This is a genomic window from Rhodococcus sp. KBS0724 (assembly GCF_005938745.2).
Classification (GTDB): domain Bacteria; phylum Actinomycetota; class Actinomycetes; order Mycobacteriales; family Mycobacteriaceae; genus Rhodococcus_F.
In genome coordinates this window covers 2,411,204-2,436,954 of record NZ_VCBX02000001.1, presented here as the reverse complement: position 1 = coordinate 2,436,954, position 25,751 = coordinate 2,411,204, and the positions used below count along the sequence as shown (strand labels likewise).

Here is a 25,751-nt window from a genome sequence, read left to right as displayed (position 1 = left end):
CGGTGTGTCGGGTATCAGCTGTTTTCGGCTGCCCGTTCCGCGATGCGGTCGAGCAAACGGGCGTGCACTTTTGCGGGCAACATGTCAGCGACATCACCACCGAAGGTGGCAACTTCCTTGACGAGCGAGCTGGACAGGTAGCTGTACGTGGGGTTGGTCGCGACGAACAACGTGTCGACGCCGCTGAGCTTCTTGTTCATCTGCGCCATCTGCAGTTCGTAGTCGAAGTCGTTGGCACCGCGCAGACCCTTGACGATCGCGGTGATGCCCTCTTGCTTCGCGTAGTCGACCAGAAGCCCGTGCCAGGACGTCACTCGAACGTTGGGCAGGTGGCTTGTCGCGTCTTCGAGCATCTCGATGCGCTCTTCGACCGTGAACATTCCGCGCTTGTTCTTGTTGATCATCACGGTGACCACGACCTCGTCGAATTGCGCAGCAACTCTTCCGATTACGTCGAGGTGACCGTTGGTCACAGGGTCGAAGGATCCGGGGCAAACGGCGCCAGTCATGAGTCCAGACCGTAGCAGGTTGCCAGTTCGATCCGGGCTTCGCCGTACTTCTTCGCCTTGACGGGTTCGAACCCGTCCGGCCAGACGGTCTCCGGCGACCGGGACGATCGTTCGAGGACGACGATCGTGCCGTCCCCCACCCAGTTGTTGGACTGAAGGTTGTGGAGGATGGATACCACCGCGTCATCGGTGACCGCGTACGGCGGGTCTGCGATGACGATGTCGTATTCACGAGCACTCGGGCCGGAGACGACAGCCGCGACCGGCGCTGCCCGCAGGACCGCGCCCGGCAGTCCGACAACACCGATGTTGTCCTTGATCACTGCTGCTGCTTTTGCATCGGACTCGACGAGCATCACGTGCTCGGCACCACGCGAGAGCGCCTCGAGGCCAAGGGCTCCGGAACCGGCGAACAGGTCGAGGACAGCACAACCGTCGAGGTCGATACGCGCTTCGAGCGCACTGAAAAGAGCCTCGCGGACCCGGTCCGAGGTGGGCCTGGTTCCGCTCGGCGGGACTCGCAGGCGGCGGCCGCCTGCGAGCCCCGAGATAATGCGTGTCACTCTGCGGCGCTCTCCCCGGTGGAGACGACCACGAGGAGGTCACCGCCTTCGACCTGCTGGACTGCGCTGATCGCGATGCGGGAGACGATGCCGCCGCGCGGTGAGGTGATCGCCGCTTCCATCTTCATCGCTTCGATCGTGGCGACGGTGTCTCCGGCCTCGATCTTCTGACCTTCCGCGACAGCCAGCGTGACAACACCGGCGAACGGCGCCGCGACGTGACCTGGGTTGTTCTTGTCGGCCTTCTCGGCCACCGGCACATCGCTGGCGATGGACCGGTCCCGGATGGACACCGGACGCAACTGCCCGTTGAGGATGCACATGACAGTGCGGTAACCACGCTCGTCGGGTTCGGAGATCGCTTCGAGCCCGATGATCAACTGAACACCCGGCGTCAGTTCGACGCGATGCTCCTCGCCGCGGCGCAGGCCGTAGAAGAACTGGTTCGCCGAGAGCCGGGACGTGTCCCCGTACTTGTCGCGGTGCTCGAGGAATTCCTTGGTCGGGCCGGGGAACAGCAGACGGTTCAACGCGCCCTGACGGTCCTTCGACGAACCTTCGAGCAGTGCCTCGTCGGCAGCGGAGAGCGGTGTTTCCGGCTTGGCCGGGCCGCGACCCTCTAGTGCCTTGCTGCGGAACGGTTCCGGCCAGCCGCCGGGCGGGGTACCCAACTCACCGCGCAGGAACCCGACAACCGAGTCGGGGATGTCGAACTTCGCCGGGTCCGCGGCAAACTCTTCCGACGGAACACCCGCGCCGACGAGGTGCAGGGCGAGGTCGCCCACAACCTTCGACGACGGCGTCACCTTCACCAGGTGCCCGAGCATGCGGTCGGCGTCGGCGTACTTCGCTTCGACTTCCTCGAAGCGGTCACCGAGGCCCAATGCCACTGCCTGAGTGCGGAGGTTGGAGAGCTGACCGCCGGGGATCTCGTGCGTGTAGACACGTCCGGTCGGGGCCGGTAGCCCGGACTCGAACGGCGCGTACACCTTTCGCAGCGCCTCCCAGTACGGCTCGAGGTCGCACACGTTCTGCAAATTCAGTCCGGTGTCGAACTCCGAATGCGCCGCGGCCGCCACGATCGCCGAGAGCGCGGGCTGGCTGGTGGTGCCCGCCAACGCCGCCGACGCGCCGTCGACAGCGTCGGCGCCCGCCTGCCAGGCAGCGAAGTACGTCGCCAACTGCCCACCGGGGGTGTCGTGCGTGTGCACGTGCACCGGCAGATCGAAGTTCGAGCGCAACGCGGTCACGAGCTTCGTCGCGGCCGGCGCGCGGAGCAGACCGGCCATGTCCTTGATCGCCAACACGTGAGCGCCGGCGTCGACGATTTCCTCGGCCAGCTTCAGGTAGTAGTCGAGGGTGTAGAGCGTTTCGTTCGGATCCGACAGGTCGCCGGTGTAACTCAACGCAACCTCCGCGAGAGCCGTACCGGTCTCACGGACCGCGTCGATGGCGGGCCGCATCTGGTCGACGTTGTTGAGCGCGTCGAAGATTCGGAAGATGTCGATACCGGTGTCGGTGGCTTCCTGCACGAACGCGCGGGTGACCTTTTCCGGATACGGCGTGTAGCCCACCGTGTTTCGACCACGCAGCAACATCTGCAGGTTGATGTTCGGGATCGCTTCACGCAGCGCCGCGAGGCGGTACCACGGATCCTCGTGCAGGAAACGAAGTCCCACATCGTAGGTCGCGCCGCCCCACGCCTCGATGGACAGCAACTCCGGCGTCAACCGGGCAACGTGACCGGCGACGTCGAGCAGGCCGCTGGTCCGCACGCGCGTCGCCAACAGCGACTGGTGTGCGTCACGGAACGTGGTGTCGGTAACTGCAACGGCCTTCTGCTCGCGCAGCGCCTTCGCGAAGCCTTCCGGCCCGAGCTCGAGCAACCGCTGACGGCTACCGGCCGGCGGCGGCGTCGACAGGTCGATGTTCGGCAACTTGTCCTGCGGATATACCGCCGACGGACGCTCACCATGCGGCTTGTTGACCGTGACGTCGGCAAGGTACGTGAGGATCTTGGTACCGCGGTCCGCCGAGGAACGCTGCGTCAACAGGTGCGGACGTTCCTCGATGAACGAGGTGGTCACCCGGCCCGCCTTGAAGTCCGGGTCGTCGAGAACCGCCTGCAGGAACGGGATATTCGTCGACACACCACGGATACGGAACTCCGTGACCGCGCGGCGCGCCCGCGCCACAGCGGCCTCGAGGTCGCGCCCACGGCAGGTGAGCTTGACGAGCATGGAGTCGAAGTACGCACCGACCTCGGCGCCGAGAGTCGCGCCGCCGTCGAGACGGATACCGGCGCCGCCCGGGGTGCGGTACGCGGTAATCCGGCCCGTGTCCGGGCGAAACCCGTTGGCCGGGTCCTCCGTGGTGATACGGCACTGCAACGCCGCGCCGCGCAGCTTGATCGAATCCTGCGTCAAACCCAAGTCGTCGAGTGTCGAACCCGAAGCGATGAGCAGCTGCGACTGGACCAGATCGACATCGGTGACCTCCTCGGTGACCGTGTGCTCCACCTGGATTCGCGGATTCATCTCGATGAACACGTGATTGCCACGCGTATCGAGAAGGAACTCCACCGTACCGGCGCACGTGTACCCGATCTGCTTCGCGAAAGCCACAGCGTCAGCGCAGATCTTGGCCCGCAACTCCTCCGACAGATTCGGGGCCGGAGCAAGCTCGATCACCTTCTGGTGGCGACGCTGCAACGAGCAGTCACGCTCGAAAAGGTGAATGACATTGCCGTGCTCGTCGGCGAGGATCTGCACCTCGATGTGGCGAGGGTCGATGACAGCCTGCTCGAGGAACACCGTCGGATCACCGAAAGCGGATTCCGCTTCACGCGCCGCGGCTTCGATGGATTCCTTGAGCAGGGACCGCTCGGCGACGCGGCGCATACCGCGGCCACCACCACCGGCGACGGCCTTCACGAAAATCGGGAACGTCATGTCCTCCGCGGCAGCGAGCAACTCGTCGATATCGGACGAGGGCTCCGACGACGCCAGCACCGGAAGACCCGCAGCCTTCGCCGCTGCAATCGCCCGCGCCTTGTTACCGGTCAGCTCGAGGATCTCCGCGGACGGGCCGACGAACTTGATGCCCGCCGCCGCGCACGCCGCCGACAGATCCGGATTCTCGGACAGGAACCCGTAGCCCGGATAGATCGCATCGGCACCGGCATTTTGTGCCGCGGCCACGATCTCCTCCACCGACAGGTACGCCCGAACCGGGTGGCCCTTCTCCCCGATCTGATAACTCTCATCGGACTTCAGACGGTGGATCGAGTTCCGATCCTCGTACGGGAACACCGCAACAGTTCCAGCACCTAGTTCGTAGGCGGCACGGAATGCACGGATCGCAATTTCGCCGCGGTTCGCGACGAGCACTTTGGAGAACATGGGGAAAAACTACCGTGAATTCCGTCTGCACAAGCACACGGCGTCCCACATCTTAGAACTGAATCGAGAAACAAACGTGATGGTCCTGCGGCTATTCGTATTCGGTTCGTCGTCATACTTCTCACGATTTCTCGAGATACTCGATCCGATCGGAGTCCAGGGCGGCGCTCACCATCGACGCCAGTGCGGGATGCTGGGCGAGCGTCGGGTCCCGTTCGACAATCCCGGTCGCGAAATCTCGCGCGGATTCGAGAATGTCACCGTGCGCAATGAGCGAGAGCAATCGCAGGTTGGATGTCGTGCCGGATTGGGCAGCTCCGAGGATGTCTCCCTCACGGCGCGTCGCGAGATCGAGTTGCGCCAGTTCGAAGCCGTCGTTGGTGGCAGCTACCGCGGATAGTCGCTCGTACGCCGGTCCGCCGGGGCTGCTTCCCGTCACGAGAATGCACAGTCCCTGGTGTTTTCCACGCCCCACTCGGCCACGCAGCTGATGTAGTTGGCTGACACCGAAACGCTCGGCGTCGACGATCACCATGACCGTCGCGTTCGGCACGTCCACGCCGACCTCCACGACGGTGGTACACACGAGTACGTCGATGTCGCCGACGTTGAATGCGCTCATGACAACGTCTTTCTCGTCAGAGGGCAGGCGGCCGTGCAGGAGACCGACGCGCAGATCGGAAAGCGGGCCGCTGGACAACTCCTCGAAAACGTCGACGGCCGACTTCGTTTCGGGCTGCTTCTCCTCGGTGAACTGATCCTCGCCCGCAGCAGGTTCGCCGTCACCGATACGAGAACACACGACGTAGGCCTGACGCCCGTCTGCGACGTCCTCGCGAATCCTGGCCCACGCCCGATCCACCCACGCGGGTTTCTGCTTGGCCGGCACGACGCTGCTCTTGATCGGGCTACGCCCACGAGGCAATTCGCGCAACGTGGACACTTCCAGATCGCCGAGCACCGTCATCGCGATCGTGCGCGGAATCGGAGTAGCCGTCATGACCAGCAGGTGGGGGCTCAGGCCGTCGCGGGCTCGCGAGCGTAGGTGATCTCGTTGCTCCACTCCGAACCTGTGCTGCTCGTCCACTACAACCATGCCGAGGTTGAAGAACTCGACACTGTCCTGGATGAGAGCGTGAGTTCCGATGACAATTCCCGCAGCACCGGTCACCGCGTCGAGAAGTGCGGCACGCTTCGCAGCGACGGGGAGTGAACCGGTGAGCAGGGCGATCCGAGTGGAGTGCTCGGCCGAACCCAGCTCTCCCCCGGTTGCGAGCGGGCCCATCATCGCGCGCAGTGACCTGGCATGCTGATTGGCCAGTACCTCGGTGGGCGCGAGCAGTGCGCATTGGTATCCCGCGTCAACCGCTTGGAGCATCGCCCGCAGCGCCACGATGGTCTTACCCGAGCCGACCTCACCTTGCAGGAGTCTGCTCATGGGGTGGGTCTGCGAGAGATCGGCCGCGATCTCCGCGGCGACGGCTTGCTGCCCTTCCGTCAGGGTGAACGGCAACATTTCCTCGAACTGCTCGGCGATGCCGCCCGCGACAGGCAGGCACGCCGGTGCCACCCGCTCGGAATTGTCGTGACGCCGCATCGCCAGAACCAATTGCAACGACAGCGCCTCGTCGAACCGCAATCGCTCGCGGGAACGTTCGATGTCGTCCTTGGTGTCGGGCAGGTGCACCGTTCTCAGGGCCTCGTCCAACCCGACAAAATGATGTTCGGCCAGAGTCTCGGCCGGGAGTGGTTCGGGAATCGGATCAAGTTGGTCGAGAACTTGTCGGACGCACCGCATGATCGTCCAGCTCTCCACCTCGCGCGTGGCCGGATACAGCGGGATGAATTCACGCTCGAAAATCGAGTAGTCGAGTTCGGCGCCCGGCCCCGAACTGGCACGCGCCAGCCCCGCGAGATCACCGGCACCCTTGACTGCCTTCAGGGGAATCACCGAATCTTCTTCCCCTGCACGAGGTTCCGGCAGGATCAGATAACTGGGGTGCGTCAGACTCCACTTGTTCCGGAAGTACTTGACCGTGCCGGAGAACATCGCCCGTACGCCGGGCTTGATGGCGTGCTTCACCTTGTACGGGTTGAAGAAGGTGACGTCGACCGTCTGTGTGTCCGTCGTGAGCGAGACCTTGAGCATCTGGCCCGTCCGGGACTTCATGTTCACGATGTTCGCGGACGCCACCCGAGCGATGATCGTGATGTGCTCGCCTTCCGGCGGCTCCTTGTCGGCAAGTTCCTTACCGGCCGACGCGTACCGGTGCGGGTAGTGGCGCAGCAGATCCTCGACCGTGTGGATCTCGAAGGCCTCGGCCAGCGCGTCCGCGGTCTTCTTTCCCAGTAGCCGATCCAAGGTGTCGGCGAGCGTTGCCATGTCAGTTTCCTCGCAGATCGAAATGCACAGGTATTCGTATATCAGTAGCCGCCGACACACATGCTCCACACCGGACTACCCGACAAACCGCTCACTCCACGCCCAGCTGAAACAGATCCCCCGGCTGACCGCCCTGATAAATCATCACGTCGACGCCTGGGTAGGTGCTGATGACATGCGCTTCCATCTGCTCGGCCAAGCCGTCGGCGGCGTCGGCGCCCATGAGCAGTGTGACCAATTCGCCACCCGATCCCAGCGCAAGATCGATCAACCGCGCTGCGGACGCCTCGACGTCCGGTCCGATGACCACCACCTCGTGCCCCATCAGTCCGATCGCATCGCCCGGGTCGCAGGTTCCGACAAACGTCAGAGAACGTTCGACGGCGATCCGCAAGGAACCCCACCGAGTAGCCGCTGCCGACTCCGACATGGTGAATCCGTCGTCGGCGACGTTGCGACTGCCGTCGTGGACCGCCAGTGCCGCCAACCCCTGGACCATCGAGGATGTCGAGAGCAGAAGCACCTGGTGCAGCGGATCTCGGGCCGCCGCACTGACCGCAACCAGTTCCTGAGCGCTCAGCGCGCCGTTGGGCAGCACCAGCACTTCGGTGCGATCCATGGTGCGGATATGGCCCAGGAGTTGCGCGCGGGTCACCGGTGCGTCGTCGCATCGCAGCACCGAGGCACCTTCACTCTCGAACAGCGCCGCGGCGCCGTCGCCGGCCACAACGGCGAGCACACCACGCGCATCGTGGCCCTGGAACTTCATCTCCTGACGGGCAACCAACTGATCACGTTCGTCGACGAGGAAACTGCTGATCCGAATTCCGTGCACCCGGCCGGCTTCGAGGCCTGCCTCGACCGCAGCGCCCGCATCACAGCAATGCACGTGAACCGACCAACCACCGAATCCGTCACTGACGATCACAATCGAGTCGCCGAGCACCGCCAATCGGGTGCGCAGGGCCGCCATCAGATCGTCATCGGATTCGTCAACGAGGTACATCACCTCGAAGTCCTGCGCCGAATCGTCGCCACACTCGAGCGGACCCGATTTCCGGTCCCAGTCATGGTCACGTCTGCTGACCTCCGCGATCAGACCGTGACTGCGGCCGGCGCCCAGTTCCGCCCGATCCGGTGAACGCCCGGACACCGACTCGACCAAAGCGTCCAAAATCACCAGCAAGCCAAGTCCACCGGCATCCACAACACCAGCCGACGCAAGCACGTCGAGCTGCTGTGGGGTTTTGACCAGGGCGTGCGCCGCCGCGTCTGCCGCGGCGAGTGCAACGGACTGGAGATCCACGCCGACGCACTGCGCGGCCGCTTCACCCGACGCCCGGAGAACGGTCACGATGGTGCCTTCGACCAGGTCCGTCACCGCACGCGACGCAAGCTCGGTACCCGTCTGCAGTGCTTCCGCGAGATCGCGCCCGTTGATCCGCTCACCGCGCACCGTCTCCGCGATCCCACGAATCACCTGGGACAGGATGACGCCGGAGTTGCCGCGGGCTCCCGCCACCGCGCCCCGCGCCAGCGCATTGGCAGTGCGGGTAGCGCTGGTGACGTCGCCATCCAGAGCCTCCGCCGAATCGAGCGCGGCACGCATCGTGAACAGCAGATTTGTGCCGGTGTCGGAATCAGGGATGGGAAAGACGTTGAGGCTGTTGATCTCTCCGCGCCGCTCCTCGAGGCAATCGACCGAGCGTCGCGCCCACCGGCGCAGCAGGAGACCGTCGGCGGTAGCGTCCGCTCCGTGGTGTTGCACATCCCCCACCGGCACATCCCCCACTGGCAATTCCCCTCTGCGGAAACGTCCCTTCGCGCGGGACGGAAACGAATGCTGTCGAGGGTAGTCGGGCACACACCGAAATCACCGTTTTGCAGGCCGGTTTGGTCAATCCACCGGTCAGCAGTTACTGTTACACGGTTGCCTCGAACGGGCTACACCAAATATTGCTGCAAACAGTGCACTCCGGTGCATCGTCTACAACAGTGTTCTGTGTTGTCACGCTCGACTGCACCGTAAGCGGTCAGGGACCGATTCGGTATCGCAAGATCCACAGCGTATATTCGAATTGTCATTCTGCCCGTCCTACTGTGTAGGGTGACCACTTCAATATTCATTTCTAACAAGGAGTTCGCGACTATGGCTGCCGTCTGCGACGTATGCGCCAAGGGGCCCGGCTTCGGTAAGTCGGTCTCGCACTCGCACCGGCGTACCAATCGTCGCTGGAACCCGAACATTCAGTCTGTTCGTACCGAGGTTGCCCCGGGTAACACCCGTAAGGTCAACGTGTGCACCTCCTGCCTGAAGGCAGGCAAGGTCGCTCGGGGCTGATTGCCCGAGCACAACGATTGCAAGCTCTGCCCCCGTCACTTCGGTGTCGGGGGCAGAGTTGTTTTGTCGTGTCTTTGTCGTGTCTTTCTCTGGGTCCCTCCTGCGACGACCCGGACACCGCACCCGTAATGTGCGTGAGGTGACTTCCATCGATGACCTCAGCAAAGTAACGCTCGACGAGGGCGTACTCCGCATCACCATTTCCACCGCCGCCAACGGCACCTCCCTCGACGACGAAGGGATGGTCCAGGGCGCGCTGGCACTGGAGCAGTTCGGCAACGACGTCGGCAGCATCCTCCTCGTCGGCGAGGGCGGAAACTTCTGCGCGGGCGGAAATGTCCGCGCTTTTGCGTCGGCTCCGGATCGCGGCGAGTACGTCGGGGAAGTTGCCCGGGTATTCCATGTCTTCGTGCGCGCCCTCGACGCGGCCTCTGCCCCTGTTGTTGCCGGAGTGCACGGATGGGCTGCGGGCGCAGGCATGAGCCTGGTGTGCCTCGCGGATATTGCGATCGGTGGCACCAGCACCAAACTTCGCCCGGCGTACCCCTCCATCGGATTCACTCCCGACGGAGGAATGTCCTGGACGCTCCCCCGTATTGTCGGCGCAGCTCGCGCTCGTGAAATCCTGCTCAACGATTCGGTACTCGGCGGCGACGAAGCCGTTCGCCTCGGCATCCTGACACGTCTCGTCGGTGACGACGAGGTTCAGGAAGAAGCCGCTCGGCTCGCACGCAGCCTCGCCCACGGCCCGACGTCGTCGTACGCCGGCATCAAGGAACTGTTGCGCTCGTCACGAACCAACACGCTCGCCGAGCAACTCGACGCCGAAGGAGCGTCCATCGCGATTGCCGCCAACAGTCCGACCGGCCGCGAGGGCGTCGATGCGTTTGTCGAGAAGCGTCGCCCCGATTTTGTAGCTGCCAAGCAGGCTTGATCACGCTCGCGTGACCGGACCGCTCTCACCAGAGTGGTTCGGTCACGCTCGCGGTTGATCCCAGATTCCAGTCGACCGGGGTGGCCCCCATCTCCGTCAGCAGTTGGTTTGCCCGACTGAACGGGCGCGAACCGAAAAACCCACGCGACGCCGAAAGTGGTGACGGGTGCGCAGATTCGATAATGGGGGTATCTCCCAGTAGCGGCGCCAGCGTTGCGGCGTCGCGGCCCCACAGGATGGCAACCATCGGAGCGGGCCTGGCCACCAGAGCGCGAATTGCCTGTTCGGTTACCGGTTCCCATCCCTTTTTCCGATGTGACGCCGCCGCCCCCGGCGCTACGGTCAGCACACGATTGAGCAGCAACACACCCTGATTCGACCACGGTGTCAGATCCCCGTCGTCGGGAATCGGCAGTCCCAGATCCTGGTGGTATTCCTTGTAGATGTTGACCAGACTGCGCGGAACGGGTCGAACATCCGGGGCAACCGAAAAGCTCAGGCCCACCGCATGACCTGGTGTCGGATACGGATCTTGTCCGACGATAAGGACTTTGACGTCCTCGAACGGATTCGTGAACGCGCGCAGCACATTCTCGCGAGCGGGCAGATATTCACGGCCTGCTGCAGTCTCGTTGTCGAGGAACCTCTGCATCAGGGCGATCTGCTCGGAAACCGGTTCCAGCGCCGTGGCCCAGCCGGATTCGATGTGGGTGTCCATCAGTCGAGCCTGCGCAGAGCGTCGCGGTAGTGCGCGGCGTTGGCAGAGTAGTTCGCGACATTCGCTTCGAGATGACCGAGCGGAACTTCGTAGCCTTCGCGAATCTTGGCGGGCACTCCCAAAGCCATACTGCGCGGTGGTACGACAAAACCGCGGGCGATCACGGCGCCGGCACCCACGATCGACCCCGCACCGATCACCGAACCGTTGAGCACGATCGACCCGGACGCGATCAGGCACCCTTCCTCGATCGTGGACCCCTCGATGTGCGCGTTATGGCCCACAACACATCCCGCGCCGATGATCGTGGGTTCGGTAACCGTGCAATGAATCACGGTGCCGTCCTGAATGTTCGATCCGACACCCACCGAGATGGTTCCGTAGTCGCCGCGCAGTACGGCCTGCGGCCAGATCGATGTTCCCGCAGCGAGGCTCACGTTACCGATCACCACTGCGTCGGGATGTACGTACGCGTCCGGATGAATGTCCGGAACCTTGTCTCCTAGTGCATAAACAGCCATGAGGAGAACCTATACCGCGGTGGTGCCCGTAGCCGAAAAGCTGTGCCAGCCGCCGCCGGATTCACGGAGTTCGCCGTCCACCACAACTCCGGCGCCGGCAACGACGTCCCCGACGACGGTCCACCCCACAGGCAGATCTTCACCCGCTGCAAAGGTCGCGGCAAAACCGTGATCTTCGCCACCTTCGAGTATCCACTCCAGTGGATCGAGCGTCAGAGCCGCTGCGGCTTTCGGCACGTCGGCCGATGTCGGCACAGCACCGGAATCGATGCGGACCTGGACGCCCGACGCCACCGCGAGGTGGCGAAGATCAGCGATCACCCCGTCCGAGATATCGGTCATCGAGTGAGCAGTGTCGGCCGCGGCCCACGCAGACTCGTACGGCGGCGCCGGAACACGGTGGAGCGCCAGCAAGTCCGGGAACGATCGATCGCCTGCAAGTAGCAACGCCAAACCTGCTGCCGAACAACCGAACAACCCGGCAACGGCAACACGGTCACCCACCTGGGCACCGGACCGCATGACTGCCCGTCGGCCACCCAGGTCGCCGAGGACAGTCACCGAGACGACAATCTCCTGCGATTGCACTAAATCCCCACCGACGATGCCGGCACCGAGATCCGTTGCAGCATCCCAGATTCCCGAGGATATTTCGTCCATCACGTCGATGGGAGTAGACGGTGGGCAACCCAACGACACCGTGAAGGCGCTCGGTCGCGCACCCATCGACACGATGTCGGCGGCGTTCTGCGCCACCGCCTTGCGCCCGACGTCGCGAGGCGCGGACCAGTCCAGCCGAAAATGCCGCCCCTCGACCAGCATGTCCGAGGAAATGACGACCCGGCCGTCGGCCGCAGTGACAATCGCCGCATCGTCACCGGGACCCAACTCCGTCGTCAGCGGTTGAATCCGACCGACAAGAGAGCGGGCGATCACGTCGAACTCCCCCACCTGCGCAACCGTGCGGGGCGATGAAGATGCCTGTTCATGCGAGGTCGATCCTGATGACGAGATGAGCACTCCCAATTTCTCAGCGCAGATCGGACCGAAAGCGGCCTGCGGTACCGTCAAAGCAGTGGCAATTCTACCGATGACCACGCGAGCACCCGCAGCAACCAAACGAAGAACCGAACGAAGAACTGAGCATGTCTGAAAACACGTCCCCCGAGACGAACGAGCCGGACGGCACCGACCTCGACGAGGTCGAGCGTCGTAGTCCGGCATTGATTGCCACCGCCATCGCGCTGCCGGTGGCCCTGATCGTCGGGCTGGTGATCGCCGCCGTGATCGCCGGAAAGAACCCCACGCTCGAACCGGTCGCACTCGGCCCGGTTCCGGCGCCCAACGCGAATTCGGAGGCCTGCGTCGCACTTCTGGAGGCACTTCCCGAGGACATCGACGACTTCACCAAGGCCGAGCTGGCGGAACCCGCACCGGCCGGCGCCGCAGCCTGGCAACGCAGCGAGAGTGAACCGATCGTCCTGCGCTGCGGACTCGACCGGCCCGTGGAGTTCGATCAGGCCGCGGCACTTCAGGTAGTCAACGGCGTCCAGTGGTTCCAGATCTCGGGCACCGACATCGGCTTGGCCGCCAGCACCTGGTTTGCCGTCGATCGCGGCGAGTACATCGGTATCACCGTTCCCGACGGCACCGGCCCCACTCCGATTCAGGAAATCTCGGACACCATCTCTGCGACGATCCCGCAGCAGCCACTCGACCCGGCGCCGATCGCGGTTCCCTGATCGACACGGCGGGGGCCGGGCAAACCCGGCCCCCCTACCGTCAGCGCAATCCGGTCCCGCGGGCGAGTGCCGTGTCGACCAACGTCGAAAGCAAAGTGCCGTAATCGATTCCGGTTGCCTTCCACATCTTCGGATACATCGAGATGGACGTGAATCCCGGCATGGTGTTGATCTCGTTGATCACGGGTCCGTCTTCGGTGACGAAGAAGTCCACTCGTGAGAGCCCCTGGCAATCGAGTGCGGTGAAAGCGCGTACCGCCAACTCACGAATCTGATCACTGACAGCCTCGTCCAAGTGTGCGGGGACGTCGAATTCGCAGACGTCGTCGAGATACTTGGTGTCGAAGTCGTAGAACGCGTCCGAATCACCGTCGTCGGCGGGCATCCGGATCTCTGCGACCACACTCGCCTTGACGTCGCCGCTCGGGAATTCGAGCACACCGCACTCGACTTCCCGCCCGATGATCGCGCCCTCGATGATGACCTTCGGATCGTGCAGGCGAGCGTGGGCGATCGCGCCTTCGAGGCCGTCCCACGCGGTGACCCGCGTGATGCCGATCGACGATCCGCCGCGCGCCGGCTTCACGAAGACCGGAAGCCCCAATTGCTCTTTCTGCTCGTCGCTCAGAGTCGCCGTTCCCGGACGCAGGACAACCTGCACACCGACCGGCAACCCCTCGGCGGCAAGCAGTTTCTTGGTGAATTCCTTGTCCATACCGGCGGCACTCGCCAGCACGCCGGGACCGACATACGGAATGCCGGCCATTTCCAGCAGACCCTGGATGGTGCCGTCCTCGCCGTACGCACCGTGCAGCACGGGAAATACGACGTCGACGGTTGCCAGGACAGAACCCACGTCCGTTCCGTCGAGCGCGAGCAGCGCACCGGAACGCGTCGGATCGGCAGTCAGCGTCAGCGCCGTCCCGTCCTTGTCGACGGTGGGCAACTCACGACCGCTGATGGCCAGCGATTCGGGATCGGTGGAACCGAGAACCCACGCCCCGTCGGCGGTGATGCCGATCGGCACGACGTCGTAGCGTTCCGGATCGAGATGCGCGAGGACGCTCCCGGCGGATACGCACGACACAGAATGTTCATTGCTCCGGCCACCGAAGATCACGGCTACACGGGTACGGCTGTTATTCACGCGTCAAACCGTACCGTCGAATCGACTTCGGCACGCGATCGGGCAGTGGATAAATTACCGACTGGACGTCAGTCCGCCCAGTGCGCGCTCAACATCCGCCAACAAATCCACGGTGTCCTCGATGCCGCACGAGATCCGGACAAACCCTTCGCTGACCTGATCTCCCCACCGAGCCCGCCGATCAGCGGTGGTGTGGATGCCGCCGAAACTGGTCGCGGACGTGACAAGTTCACTTACTGCGACAAAGGAATGGAAAGCCGCTGCGGATTCCAGTTCGATGCTCACCAAGCCGCCGAACCTGTGCATCTGCTCCGACGCAATGGCGTGCGACGGGTCTGTTCGCAGCCCCGGATAACGGACGGACGCGACAGCCGGATGCCCGGACAACATGTCGGCGAGCGCCTGCGCATTGTCACAGTGGCGGCCGAATCGCAGCCCCGCCGTTCCGAGACTGCGATGCGCAAGCCACGTCTCGAACGGACCGAGAACCGTCCCGGACAGCAGGCGCTCGCGCTCGACCTTCGCAGCGATATCTGCGTCGGACGTGGCGATGTAGCCCATCAACAGATCACTGTGCCCGCTCAGAGCTTTCGTTCCACTGGCAACCACGACGTCCGCTCCCAGTTCCAGGGGACGTTGACCGAGCGGAGTTGGGGTCGTGTTGTCCACCACCAGGATTGCTCCGACGCGGTGGCACATCCGTGACAACGCGCGCAGATCGACGACGTCGAGCAACGGATTGGACGGTGTCTCGGCGACCACGACAACGCGTCCCGGCAACCCGGACAGCAGGTCCGCAAAACTCGGATCACCCATTCCCGTCGTGGACACCTCACGAACGCCGATTCCCAGCAGGGCCAGAGCTTCTTGGGCGTAGCGCCGCACCTGGTAGTAACCGTCCGACGGAACGACGACGGTATCGCCCGCCTGGAGCAGGCTGCGCAATGTCACCGTGACGGCGGACATCCCGGACCCGGTGACAACGGTGTGATCCGCCCCTTCCAGTGTGCCGAGCGCCGCCTCGAGGCCGCGCCAACCCGGATTCGAGGCACGGGCATAGGTGTCGCTCTCGCTGCCCTCGACCTCCGAAAGCTGGTACGGCGCAGCAAATACCGGTCCCAACTGCATAGGCTGACCAGGCGCGTGCGAGCTCCCGACGCTGCTCACACACCGGGTGGAATCGCCGTAACCGTCTACCGGTGTCATTCGGGTTTGGTCCGCCGGCCGAGCAGTTGGCCTATCGCCTCACTGACCGCGATTCCTTCGTGGCACACGCGGTGAACGGCGTCCGTCAACGGCATTTCGACGTCGTATCCGGCGGCGAGTGCGCGCACGGACGTGCACGATTTCACACCCTCGGCTACCTGACCGTTGGTGGCCTGCTGCGCCGATTCCATGGAACCGCCTCGGCCCAAGTGCTCACCGAACGTCCGGTTTCGTGACAGCTCCGACGTGCAGGTGGCAACAAGATCGCCGACGCCGGCCAGCCCCGAGAACGTGGATGCCTGTCCGCCGAGCGCAACGCCGAGCCGGATCGTCTCTGCCAGTCCGCGCGTGATGATGCTCGCGACCGTGTTGTCGCCGAATCCACTGCCTGCCGCCATTCCGCACGCCAAGGCGATCACGTTCTTGCAGGCGCCGCCGATTTCGCAGCCGATGATGTCGGAGTTGGTATACGGCCTGAAATAACCTGTGGCACAAGCATCTTGAAGAGCCAATGCCCGGGAGGAATCAGTGCAGGCGATGACCGTCGCGGCCGGTTGACGGCTGGCGATCTCGCGCGCGAGATTGGGACCGGACAGCACGGCGACACGACTGGGTTCGACGCCGGTGACCGACACGATCACCTGACTCATCCGCATCAAGGTGCCGGTTTCGATGCCCTTGGCCAGACTCAGGAGAGTCGCGTTCGGACCGATCGAATCCTTCCACTGCTCGAGGTTCCCTCGTAGTGACTGCGACGGGACAGCCAGAACAATGAAGTCGGCTCCGTCCATCGCCTCCTCGTGGCGATCCGTCGCACGAATCGACTCGGGCAACGCGATGCCTGGCAGGTAGTCACTGTTCTCGTGCGTCGCGTTGATCCGATCGGCGACTTCCTTGCGGCGTGCCCACATCGTCACCTCGGTGCCGGCCTCGGCCATGACCTTCGCCAACGCCGTTCCCCATGAGCCTGCACCCAATACTGCTGCCTTACTCACACAGTCACCTCGTCTACCCCTCGTGACGTTCGCCAGGACGCCGGTTGTGTTGCGACCCGGCAATGAAATCGCCTGCACAGACTATCGCCCGGACCGAAGTCGGGTCGGCAGACGCCCCGGTGAGGCAGGCAGAGACAGACATGGTGGCAACCGACTGGCAAGATCGAAGGATGACCAGTGCGAGGCCGAGCGCAACCAGATCGGAACATCCGCGCCCGATGCATGCCATCGTCGCGGTGAAAGACCTCCGATCCGCGAAGTCCAGGCTGGCCGCCGAACTCGATGTCGACGCCCGTGCCGATCTTGTTCTCGCGATGCTTCACGACACTCTCGCCACGGTTACGGGTGTGTCTGCCATCGACGGCGTCACCGTGGTGACTCCGGATCCGACCGTCGCCGCACTCGCATACGCCGCGGGAGTGAACGTGTACGCCGATCCCGATTCGAGTAGGTCCACGGATTCGAATCGGTCCACCGAGAATTCACTGAACTCCGCCCTCGACGCCGCGGCCACCCACATCCGCACCGAACACGGCACGGTGGATCTTGTTGTCATCCAAGCGGATCTTCCGTCGTTGCAACCGGCCGAACTGCTCGAAGCCCTCAGCGCCGCCCGCACCGGCGGCCGTTCCATCGTCGTCGATCACCACGGAACCGGCACCGCCGCACTGTTCTCGTGCGATCCCGACCTACCGCTCGATCCACGATTCGGCCCCGAATCCGCCCGTGGTCACACGGATTCCGGTGCCAGGCGACTCATCGGAGAATGGCCGGGTCTGCGGACCGACGTCGACACCGCAACAGATCTCGACACCGCCCGCGCGCTCGGCGTCGGCCCGGCAACTCTGGCATCGTTGACGCGGTTCCATCGCGCCACAACCAACACGCATTAACCTTTTTCGATCATCGATTGTCGAAGCGCGCAATTGTGGGGGATGATCGACACGTGAGCAACGGCGAAGCACTCGAGCACCGCAAGTCCGCAAACAAGACAGAAACGACCTCGCCAGAAGTTGGCGAGAACAACACGGTAAAAACCGGTGACGGGCAGCAGCCTTCGACACCGCAGCCGTCGGGGCGACCACCGGTCAGTGGATCACCCACCCACATACCGAGTGCGCCGCCGGCAGCCACGAAGGCCATTCCCGCGGTCCTCCTCGGTGGCTTACCCGAAGACCGTTATCTCAACCGCGAACTCAGCTGGCTCGATTTCAATGCCCGCGTTCTCGCGTTGGCAGCCGACGAGTCACTCCCCCTCCTCGAACGCGCAAAGTTCCTCGCTATCTTCGCGTCCAACCTCGACGAGTTCTTCATGGTTCGTGTTGCCGGACTCAAGCGTCGCGACGAAACCGGCCTGTCCGTCCGTTCTGCCGACGGACTCTCCCCGCGCGAACAGTTGGCTCTCATCGCACAGCGGACACAGGAACTCGCAGACAAGCACGCACACGTCTTTCTCGATTCCGTTCGCCCGGCCCTAGCGGCAGAAGGAATCTCGATCGTTCGGTGGTCTGACCTCAGCGACGACGATCACGAGCGTCTCTCGGTGCATTTCACCGAACAGGTGTTCCCCGTTCTCACTCCACTCGCCGTCGACCACGCACACCCGTTCCCGTACATCAGCGGGCTAAGTCTCAACCTCGCAGTGACGGTGAAGGATTCCCTGACGGGTGGCGAGCACTTCGCCCGCGTGAAGGTTCCCGACAACGTCGGCCGCTTTGTTCGGGTCAAGAGCACCACGTCGTCGATCGACTCGTTCATCCCGTTGGAAGAACTGATCTCGGCGCACCTCGACGTGTTGTTCCCCGGAATGGAAATCGTGGAGCACCACGCCTTCCGCATCACACGCAACGCCGATTTCGAGGTCGAGGAAGATCGCGACGAGGATCTCCTGCAGGCGCTGGAGCGCGAACTGGCGCGCCGCCGTTTCGGATCACCGGTCCGACTCGAAGTTGCCGACGACATGACCGAACACATGCTCGACTTGCTGCTTCGTGAACTCGACGTCGACCCCGCCGACGTCATCGAGGTTTCCGGTCTGCTCGACTTGTCCTGCCTCTGGCAGGTTTACGCCGTCGACCGTCCGGCGCTCAAGGACGCACCCTTCGTTCCGGCCACGCACCCGGCATTCGGTGAACGCGAAACACCCAAGAGCGTGTTCTCCACTCTGCGTGACGGTGACGTACTCGTCCATCATCCGTACGACTCGTTCTCCACGAGCGTTCAGCGGTTCATCGAGCAGGCGGCTGCCGACCCGCAGGTTCTTGCGATCAAGCAAACCCTCTACCGAACGTCCGGTGATTCGCCGATCGTCAACGCGCTTATCGACGCCGCAGAAGCCGGCAAACAAGTTGTCGCCCTTGTGGAGATCAAGGCTCGCTTCGACGAGCAGGCAAACATCAAGTGGGCTCGCAAACTCGAACAGGCCGGAGTGCACGTCGTGTACGGCCTGGTCGGACTCAAGACTCATTGCAAAACGTGCCTCGTGGTTCGGCGTGAAGGCTCGACCATCCGGCGGTACTGCCACATCGGAACGGGCAACTACAACCCCAAGACCGCACGGTTGTACGAGGACGTCGGATTGTTCACAGCCGCACCGGAGGTCGGCGCCGACCTCACGGACCTCTTCAACTCGTTGACCGGTTACTCGCGCAAGACCAACTACCGCAACCTGCTGGTCGCTCCGTACGGTGTGCGCCGCGGAATCGTGGAACGCATCGAAGCCGAGATCGAACACAAGTTGGCCGGGCGTGATGCTGCCATCCGCATGAAGGCCAATGCACTTGTCGACGAACAGGTTATCGATGCGCTGTACCGGGCATCCAAGGCCGGCGTGCCCGTGGAGATCGTGGTTCGCGGAATTTGCGCGCTCAAGCCCGGGGTACCGGGACTGAGCGACAACATCGAAGTCCGTTCCATTCTCGGACGATTCCTCGAGCACTCACGCATGTTCCATTTCCGGGCCGCCGACGAATTCTGGATCGGAAGCGCAGACATGATGCACCGCAACCTCGATCGCCGAGTGGAGGTGATGGTTCAGGTGACGGATCCCAAGCTGGCGAAGCAGTTGGGCGACATCTTCGATTCCGCGCTCGACCCACGCACCCGGTGCTGGGTACTCCATCCCGACGGAAGTTGGGTTGCCTCCCCCGAACACGGCGAGGATGTGCGCGAGCATCAGCATTCGTTGATGCGCAGTCGCACGTCCAGCGGATCCTGACGGTCGCTGCCATGGCTGACAAACCTGTCAAAGCGAATATCTTTGCCGCCGGCGCAGTGTTATGGCGAAAGGCTCCCGATAATTCGGAGGCCATCGAAATAGCCGTTGTTCACCGCCCCAAATACGACGACTGGTCTTTTCCCAAAGGAAAACTCGATCCGGGTGAAACTTTCCTGACAGCCGCCGTTCGTGAAGTCCAGGAAGAAACGTCCATCACCGGCCGCTTCGGTCGTCACCTCGGCGGTGTCACCTATCCGGTTCCTGGACACCGCAAACTGAAGCGGGTCGAATACTGGGCCGCAGAAGCCGTCGACGGAGATTTTGGTCCGAACAGCGAAGTGGACGTTCTGCACTGGCTTCCGATCGACGAAGTCCCTGACCATCTCTCGTATCCGATGGATCGGATGATCCTGCGCCGCTTTGTCTCCGCACCACCCGATACGCGCACCGTACTGCTGGTCCGTCATGCAAAAGCGGGAAGTCGTAAGCGGTACAAGGGCGACGACACGCTCCGCCCTCTCGAAGCCAAAGGCAAAGAACAGGCCGCGGCCTTAGTCGAGCAGCTCCGCATCTTCGGTGCAGACACCGTCTATTCCGCCGACCGAACTCGCTGCATCGAAACTGTGATGCCGCTGGCCGAGGCTCTCGGAGTGGAGATCGGGATCGAACCTCTTCTGAGCGAAGAAGGATACGCCGAAGATCCAGCGGCCGCCCGTGCGCGGGTGCTCGAGATTGCGTCTGCAGGCGGCACACCGGTCATCTGTAGCCAAGGAGGCGTCATTCCGGATCTGATGGCCTGGTGGAGCGAATCAGCCGGTGTAACACTGCCCTCAGCGCGCAACCGCAAGGCCAGCACCTGGGTTCTCTCACTGGTGGGCGACCGACTGATTGCGGCTGATCATCTCGACAGCCCGCTCCCGAAAGTCGCCAATTCGTAAAGAGTTCTGAAAACAAAGCAAGAGGCCCAGTTGCGATCGTCATCGCAACTGGGCCTCTTGCTTTTACTGCTTGCTTTCCAGCGTCAGGCTTTTCGCCCGAACGCGACTACTTGGAAGCGCGCTTGGCCGGAGCCTTCTTGGCCGGAGCCTTCTTGGCAGCCGGAGCCTTCTTGGCGGGGGCCTTAGCGGCAACCGTCTTCTTGGCTGCGGTCTTGGCCGGAGCCTTCTTGGCGGGAGCCTTAGCGGCAACCGTCTTCTTGGCTGCGGTCTTGGCCGGAGCCTTCTTGGCGGGAGCCTTAGCGGCAACCGTCTTCTTGGCTGCGGTCTTGGCCGGAGCCTTCTTGGCGGGAGCCTTAGCGGCAACCGTCTTCTTGGCTGCGGTCTTGGCCGGAGCCTTCTTTGCTGCCGTCTTCTTGGCTGCTGCCTTCTTGGCTGCTGCCTTCTTGGCTGCTGCCTTGGTGGCCGGTGCTGCTACGCCGCGCTTGACTGCCGGGCCGCTGGCCGGAAGCTTCTGGCCGCCAGCAATAACCGCCTTGAACTGTGCGCCCGGACGGAAAGCCGGAACCGACGTCGGCTTGACCTTGACGGTCTCGCCCGTACGCGGGTTACGTGCGACACGTGCCGCACGACGACGCTGCTCGAAGACACCGAAGCCGGTGATGGTCACGCTCTCGCCACGGTGGACGGCGCGGACGATGGTGTCCACGACGTGCTCCACTGCATCGGTTGCTGTGCGCCTGTCCGAACCCAGCTTCTCAGTCAGAACATCGATGAGCTCTGCCTTGTTCATTGAAATTCCTCCGCAAATAATGGTCCACCGTAGGACCGACTGAGAACTACGGTAAACCTGATAACGGCAAGAGTCTATGTGCCACGCCAATTCTCAATCAACGTAGCCCCGAAATCGTGACCTATTTCTCTTCTTGCCCGCTATCCCCGATATCCGTTCAGCCCTGGGAAATTTGGGCCGGGAGGGTAGTCGGTTTCCATGACGGCCTTGACTTTTCGAACTCCGAAATCGCCTCTACCTGGCGCAATGTCAGTCCGATGTCGTCGAGACCTTCGAGCAGACGCCACCTCGTGTAGTCGTCAATGCTAAAGGGCACCACCGTTGTTCCGGCACTCACTGTCCGATTCTCGAGATCGACTGTCAATTCCAGTCCGGGCTGTTCTTCGAGCAACTTCCACAGCAGTTCGACGTCGCTCTGCTCCACCTGCGCGGCCAGCAGGCCCGCTTTTCCGGCGTTGCCGCGGAAGATATCTGCGAAGCGCGACGCGATCACAACGCGAAAACCGAAGTCGGATAGCGCCCAAACGGCATGCTCTCGCGACGAGCCCGTACCGAAATCCGGGCCGGCAACCAGGACGCTGCCTTTGTCGTACGGCGCGTGGTTGAGGATGAAGTTCGGATCGGTGCGCCAGCCGGCGAACAGTCCGTCCTCGAACCCGGTGCGCGTCACCCGCTTCAGATAAACAGCCGGGATGATCTGGTCGGTGTCCACGTTCGAGCGTCGCAGCGGTACGCCGATTCCCTTGTGCGTGCTAAAGGATTCCATCAAAAATCTCCTCGAGTATTAAGTGCGTCAGACCAGATCGGACGGTGCCGACAACGTTCCACGGACGGCGGTGGCTGCAGCGACGAGCGGAGAAACCAGGTGTGTCCGCCCGCCTTTACCTTGGCGGCCTTCGAAATTCCGGTTGGACGTCGAGGCCGAACGTTCGCCTGGCGCCAGCTGGTCCGGGTTCATACCCAGGCACATCGAGCAACCGGCCTGTCGCCACTCCGCTCCCGCAGCAACAAAGATGTCGCCCAGGCCTTCACTTTCGGCCTGCGCGCGCACCCGCATCGAACCGGGAACGATGAGCATCCGAACGCCTTCTGCGACATGGCGACCCTCGAGGACGCCGGCGACCTCACGCAAATCCTCGATGCGCCCGTTGGTGCACGAACCGACGAAGACCGTGTCGACCGAGACGTCGCGCAACGGCATCCCGGCGTCGAGTCCCATGTAGGTGAGCGCCTTCTCGGCTGCCTGACGTTCGTTCTCTTCGACGATTTCTTCCGGATTCGGAACACAGGCACCAAGCGGCGCACCCTGTCCCGGGTTGGTTCCCCACGTGACAAAAGGTGTCAGAGCACTGGCGTCGATGTGGACTTCGTTGTCGAATTCCGCTCCGTCGTCGGTCTTCAGCAGTTCCCAGGCAGCCACAGCGGCATCCCAGTCGGCGCCGGTCGGCGCGTGCGGACGTCCCTTGATGAACTCGTACGTGATCTCGTCGGGGGCGATCATGCCGGCGCGGGCACCGGCCTCGATCGACATGTTGCAGATGGTCATCCGTGCTTCCATCGACAGTTTCCGGATCGCCTCGCCGCGGTACTCGAGCACATATCCCTGGCCACCGCCGGTGCCGATCTTGGCAATGACAGCAAGAATCAGATCCTTGCTCGTGACGCCTGGCGGCAATTCGCCGTCGACCGTGATCGCCATTGTCTTGAAGGGGCGCAAGGACAGTGTCTGCGTTGCCATCACATGCTCGACCTCGCTGGTGCCGATTCCCATTGCGAGAGCGCCGAAAGCGCCGTGGGTCGACGTGTGCGAATCGCCGCACACGACGGTGGTTCCCGGCTGCGTCAGTCCGAGCTGCGGGCCCACGACATGCACGATGCCCTGATCCAGATCGCCCATGCGGTGCAAGCGAACTCCGAACTCTTCACAATTTCGGCGCAGGGTGTCGACCTGTGTCTTGGAGACGGGATCGGCGATCGGCTTGTCGATGTCGACTGTCGGGACGTTGTGATCCTCGGTGGCGATCGTAAGATCGGGACGGCGCAACTGCCGTCCAGCCAACCGCAATCCGTCGAATGCCTGCGGGCTCGTCACTTCGTGGACGAGGTGGAGATCGATGTAGATCAGGTCGGGATTCTGTCCCTCGCCTTTCACTACTACGTGGTCGTCCCACACCTTCTCGGCGAGAGTGCGTGCTTTCTGTGCCATGTCTTCCACCTCTGTACGTAGCCTCGCGTCGACGGACTACGGGCTGGCCCGCCGCGCGTGAAATGTAAGTCCGACAGCCCAACAGTTCTCATGCTGCGCATCAAACTCCCGGAAAGTGGATGCTGCTGACCTGTCGAAGATCATGCGCTACTATCCCACTATGCGAGAATCTGGTATCGACCTATGAGACAGCATAGCGGCATCGGCGTGCTGGACAAAGCAATGGGCGTGCTTCATGCAGTAGCCGAGGAACCGTGCAGCCTCTCCGAACTCTGTGCGCGCACAGGCCTGCCCAGAGCCACCGCGCACCGTCTTGCCGTCGGCCTCGAGGTCCATCGACTTCTCGCCCGCGACTCCGACGGCCTGTGGTGTCCCGGCCCCGGCCTCGCCGAATTGGCTGCCACTGCCAATGATCCTCTGATCGCCGCGGCGGGGCTCATCCTCCCCCGCTTGCGTGAGATCACCGGCGAGAGCGTGCAGCTGTACCGCCGCGAAGGCACCGCACGCGTCTGCGTCGCATCGATGGAACCACCGACGGGCCTGCGCGACACCGTCCTGGTCGGCGCTCGCCTGCCGATGAACGCCGGCTCGGGTGCCAAGGTCCTTCTCGCATGGGCAGATCCGCAGACTCAGCGCGCCGTTCTCGCCGACGCGACCTTCGGCGAGCGAGTCCTCCTCGAAGTTCGTCGTCGCGGCTGGGCCCAGAGTGCGGCCGAGCGCGAACCGGGAGTTGCCAGTGTCGCGGCACCGGTACGGGACAGCTCCGGCACTGTTGTGGCGGCGATTTCGGTATCCGGACCGATCGACCGGATGGGTCGGCGCCCCGGCGCACGCTGGGCAGCCGATCTTCTCGCGGCAGCGGAAGCTCTGCACAAGCGCCTGTAAATCAGACACGTAATCATGTAATCCGTGCCACAGTAAGAACTTCAAGAGCACCCGCAGCCGAGGAGATCACTGCCGTCATGACCGGGAAACAACGCAGCCAGATCACGATGACCGAGTCCGAAATCTCGGACTTCGTCGAAAAGAGCCGTACCGCAACGATGGCCACGCTGAGCGGCGACGGCATGCCGCACCTCATCGCGATGTGGTTTGCGATCGTGGACGGCGAGATCTGGTTCGAGACCAAAGCCAAATCCCAGAAAGCCGTGAACCTGCGACGCGACTCGCGGATGTCGGTCTTGATCGAGGACGGTCTCACCTACGACGCTCTCCGCGGTGTATCGATGGAAGGCGTCGGAGAAATAGTCGACGACCCCGACGCCTTGTTCGCGGTCGGAATCAGCGTCTGGGAGCGATACACCGGGCCGTACTCCGACGACCTTCGGCCTGCGGTCGACGCTATGCTCCACAAACGCGTCGCGGTGCGATTTATCCCAGAACGCACACGGTCCTGGGACCATCGCAAGCTCGGAATGCCGGCGATGCCACTGTCCGGGTCTACAGCTCCCGCCACTGAAGGCGTAGCTTGACCACAGGCCCAATATCCAAGGAGCACACAGATGAGCGAGCAGGACAGCACCAAGCCGGAATCCGAAACGGCGTCTGAATCGGAAACACCGGCGGAGGCCAACAAGCGCAAGTTCCGCGAAGCACTCGAGCGTAAGAACCACAGCAACGCTACTGCAGCCGATCATCGTGACGGTCAGTCGAAGGTCCACAGCACTCATGGTGCCGCTGATCACAAACGCGAATTCCGCCGCAAGAGCGGATAGGACCGCCGTCTTCGCGGCGATGAGATGACAATCACCCCAGTCGATTTCGGCTGGGGTGATCTTTTTTCGGCGGCGTCACACCAATCGCGCAGATAAGAAAAAGACCCTCCGATCAGATGATCGGAGGGTCTTTCTTTTGTAGCCCCGACGGGATTCGAACCCGCGCTACCGCCTTGAGAGGGCGGCGTCCTAGGCCGCTAGACGACGGGGCCAGGACACGCTTTAAGCATGTTCTATTTTTTGCACTTCAAGAACTTCCCTTTCGGGCTGTTCTCTGGAAGCTCAGCAAGCTTAGCTTGTCTGAGTCCGGCTGCAAAATCGACCGGATTTTCGCTGGGGTACCAGGACTCGAACCTAGAATGGCGGTACCAGAAACCGCTGTGTTGCCAATTACACCATACCCCAAAGGTCTTGCTCGGCCTTGC

At 63.0% G+C, this 25,751-nt stretch carries 23 protein-coding genes and 2 tRNA genes; 9 read left to right on the top strand and 16 right to left on the bottom strand.

Translation table 11 applies throughout. The features are described 5' to 3' along the window. Positions 1-14: 14 nt before the first annotated feature. From coaD to FFI94_RS11210, 5 genes are all read right to left on the bottom strand, one after another. The gene (coaD, locus tag FFI94_RS11230) at positions 15-509 is read right to left on the bottom strand and encodes a pantetheine-phosphate adenylyltransferase (protein ID WP_138873006.1); all 495 of its coding nucleotides are present in this window, start codon (positions 507-509) and stop codon (positions 15-17) included. After that, positions 506-1,072 carry a 16S rRNA (guanine(966)-N(2))-methyltransferase RsmD gene (rsmD, locus tag FFI94_RS11225; RefSeq protein WP_138873005.1) on the bottom strand — a complete coding sequence of 189 codons (567 nt, stop codon included), beginning with the start codon at positions 1,070-1,072 and terminating at the stop codon, positions 506-508. The genes coaD and rsmD overlap by 4 nt, the downstream gene beginning before the upstream one ends. Further along, the gene (locus FFI94_RS11220) at positions 1,069-4,473 is read right to left on the bottom strand and encodes a pyruvate carboxylase (RefSeq protein ID WP_138873004.1); all 3,405 of its coding nucleotides are present in this window, start codon (positions 4,471-4,473) and stop codon (positions 1,069-1,071) included. The genes rsmD and FFI94_RS11220 overlap by 4 nt, the downstream gene beginning before the upstream one ends. A gap of 121 nt (positions 4,474-4,594) precedes the next feature. Next, positions 4,595-6,856 (bottom strand): ATP-dependent DNA helicase RecG, encoded by a 2,262-nt coding sequence (gene recG / locus FFI94_RS11215; RefSeq protein ID WP_138873003.1) that lies wholly within the window; start codon positions 6,854-6,856, stop codon positions 4,595-4,597. Between the two features lie 91 nt (positions 6,857-6,947). After that, positions 6,948-8,633 (bottom strand): DAK2 domain-containing protein, encoded by a 1,686-nt coding sequence (locus FFI94_RS11210; RefSeq protein WP_138873002.1) that lies wholly within the window; start codon positions 8,631-8,633, stop codon positions 6,948-6,950. A 372-nt stretch (positions 8,634-9,005) separates the two neighbouring features. On the opposite strand from FFI94_RS11210, the gene rpmB reads away from it, so the two are divergent. Then, positions 9,006-9,197 (top strand): 50S ribosomal protein L28, encoded by a 192-nt coding sequence (rpmB, locus tag FFI94_RS11205; RefSeq protein WP_003942669.1) that lies wholly within the window; start codon positions 9,006-9,008, stop codon positions 9,195-9,197. A 139-nt stretch (positions 9,198-9,336) separates the two neighbouring features. Then, the gene (locus FFI94_RS11200) at positions 9,337-10,131 is read left to right on the top strand and encodes an enoyl-CoA hydratase-related protein (RefSeq protein ID WP_138873001.1); all 795 of its coding nucleotides are present in this window, start codon (positions 9,337-9,339) and stop codon (positions 10,129-10,131) included. A 25-nt stretch (positions 10,132-10,156) separates the two neighbouring features. Here the strand turns inward: FFI94_RS11200 and FFI94_RS11195 are convergent, their stop codons facing one another. The 3 genes from FFI94_RS11195 to FFI94_RS11185 are packed head-to-tail and all read right to left on the bottom strand — an operon-like array spanning position 10,157 to position 12,390. Further along, positions 10,157-10,849, bottom strand: coding sequence for a uracil-DNA glycosylase (locus FFI94_RS11195; RefSeq protein ID WP_138873000.1), 693 nt, complete (start codon positions 10,847-10,849; stop codon positions 10,157-10,159). Continuing rightward, the gene (locus tag FFI94_RS11190) at positions 10,849-11,370 is read right to left on the bottom strand and encodes a gamma carbonic anhydrase family protein (RefSeq protein ID WP_138872999.1); all 522 of its coding nucleotides are present in this window, start codon (positions 11,368-11,370) and stop codon (positions 10,849-10,851) included. The genes FFI94_RS11195 and FFI94_RS11190 overlap by 1 nt, the downstream gene beginning before the upstream one ends. 9 nt (positions 11,371-11,379) lie before the next feature. After that, positions 11,380-12,390, bottom strand: coding sequence for a thiamine-phosphate kinase (locus FFI94_RS11185; RefSeq protein WP_397495558.1), 1,011 nt, complete (start codon positions 12,388-12,390; stop codon positions 11,380-11,382). A gap of 125 nt (positions 12,391-12,515) precedes the next feature. On the opposite strand from FFI94_RS11185, the gene FFI94_RS11180 reads away from it, so the two are divergent. After that, positions 12,516-13,112 (top strand): DUF3515 domain-containing protein, encoded by a 597-nt coding sequence (locus FFI94_RS11180; protein ID WP_138872997.1) that lies wholly within the window; start codon positions 12,516-12,518, stop codon positions 13,110-13,112. 40 nt (positions 13,113-13,152) lie between these two features. On the opposite strand, the gene FFI94_RS11175 is transcribed toward FFI94_RS11180, so the two are convergent. Genes FFI94_RS11175 through FFI94_RS11165 form a run of 3 tightly spaced genes read right to left on the bottom strand, consistent with a single transcriptional unit; the run spans position 13,153 to position 16,460 of the window. Next, complete coding sequence (locus FFI94_RS11175) at positions 13,153-14,259, bottom strand: D-alanine--D-alanine ligase family protein (RefSeq protein WP_138872996.1); 1,107 nt, start codon at positions 14,257-14,259, stop codon at positions 13,153-13,155. A gap of 54 nt (positions 14,260-14,313) precedes the next feature. Beyond that, a complete protein-coding gene (locus tag FFI94_RS11170; RefSeq protein ID WP_138872995.1) occupies positions 14,314-15,465 on the bottom strand; it encodes a cystathionine gamma-lyase in 1,152 nt (383 codons plus the stop codon). Further along, on the bottom strand, positions 15,462-16,460 hold the full coding sequence (locus FFI94_RS11165) for an NAD(P)H-dependent glycerol-3-phosphate dehydrogenase (RefSeq protein ID WP_138872994.1): 999 nt from the start codon (positions 16,458-16,460) through the stop codon (positions 15,462-15,464). The genes FFI94_RS11170 and FFI94_RS11165 overlap by 4 nt, the downstream gene beginning before the upstream one ends. Positions 16,461-16,630: 170 nt before the next feature. On the opposite strand from FFI94_RS11165, the gene cofC reads away from it, so the two are divergent. The 3 genes from cofC (at position 16,631) to FFI94_RS11150 (ending at position 20,615) form a co-directional block, all read left to right on the top strand. Then, positions 16,631-17,353: a 2-phospho-L-lactate guanylyltransferase gene (gene cofC / locus FFI94_RS11160; protein WP_260684003.1), complete on the top strand. Its 723-nt coding sequence runs from the start codon at positions 16,631-16,633 to the stop codon at positions 17,351-17,353. 215 nt (positions 17,354-17,568) lie between these two features. Next, a complete protein-coding gene (locus tag FFI94_RS11155) occupies positions 17,569-19,677 on the top strand; it encodes an RNA degradosome polyphosphate kinase (protein ID WP_260684473.1) in 2,109 nt (702 codons plus the stop codon). Between the two features lie 11 nt (positions 19,678-19,688). Further along, positions 19,689-20,615: a bifunctional NUDIX hydrolase/histidine phosphatase family protein gene (locus FFI94_RS11150; RefSeq protein WP_138872992.1), complete on the top strand. Its 927-nt coding sequence runs from the start codon at positions 19,689-19,691 to the stop codon at positions 20,613-20,615. A 106-nt stretch (positions 20,616-20,721) separates the two neighbouring features. Here the strand turns inward: FFI94_RS11150 and FFI94_RS11145 are convergent, their stop codons facing one another. The 3 genes from FFI94_RS11145 to leuC form a co-directional block, all read right to left on the bottom strand. Beyond that, positions 20,722-21,405, bottom strand: coding sequence for an HU family DNA-binding protein (locus FFI94_RS11145; protein ID WP_033236577.1), 684 nt, complete (start codon positions 21,403-21,405; stop codon positions 20,722-20,724). Between the two features lie 157 nt (positions 21,406-21,562). After that, positions 21,563-22,171, bottom strand: coding sequence for a 3-isopropylmalate dehydratase small subunit (leuD, locus tag FFI94_RS11140; protein WP_033236578.1), 609 nt, complete (start codon positions 22,169-22,171; stop codon positions 21,563-21,565). A 27-nt stretch (positions 22,172-22,198) separates the two neighbouring features. After that, positions 22,199-23,620, bottom strand: coding sequence for a 3-isopropylmalate dehydratase large subunit (gene leuC, locus FFI94_RS11135; protein ID WP_138872991.1), 1,422 nt, complete (start codon positions 23,618-23,620; stop codon positions 22,199-22,201). A 174-nt stretch (positions 23,621-23,794) separates the two neighbouring features. Between leuC and FFI94_RS11130 the strand changes: the two genes are divergently transcribed. From FFI94_RS11130 to FFI94_RS11120, 3 genes are all read left to right on the top strand, one after another. Next, positions 23,795-24,496: an IclR family transcriptional regulator gene (locus tag FFI94_RS11130; protein WP_033236580.1), complete on the top strand. Its 702-nt coding sequence runs from the start codon at positions 23,795-23,797 to the stop codon at positions 24,494-24,496. A gap of 77 nt (positions 24,497-24,573) precedes the next feature. Beyond that, positions 24,574-25,083, top strand: coding sequence for a pyridoxamine 5'-phosphate oxidase family protein (locus FFI94_RS11125; RefSeq protein WP_138872990.1), 510 nt, complete (start codon positions 24,574-24,576; stop codon positions 25,081-25,083). 30 nt (positions 25,084-25,113) lie between these two features. Continuing rightward, entirely contained in the window at positions 25,114-25,326 is a 213-nt protein-coding gene (locus FFI94_RS11120; RefSeq protein WP_138872989.1) for a DUF5302 domain-containing protein, read from the top strand. Positions 25,327-25,465: 139 nt separating this feature from the next. Here the strand turns inward: FFI94_RS11120 and FFI94_RS11115 are convergent. Together FFI94_RS11115 and FFI94_RS11110 are read right to left on the bottom strand one after the other, a co-directional pair. Continuing rightward, positions 25,466-25,538, bottom strand: a tRNA-Glu gene (locus tag FFI94_RS11115). A gap of 121 nt (positions 25,539-25,659) precedes the next feature. Further along, positions 25,660-25,731, bottom strand: a tRNA-Gln gene (locus FFI94_RS11110). Between the last annotated feature and the right edge of the window lie 20 nt (positions 25,732-25,751).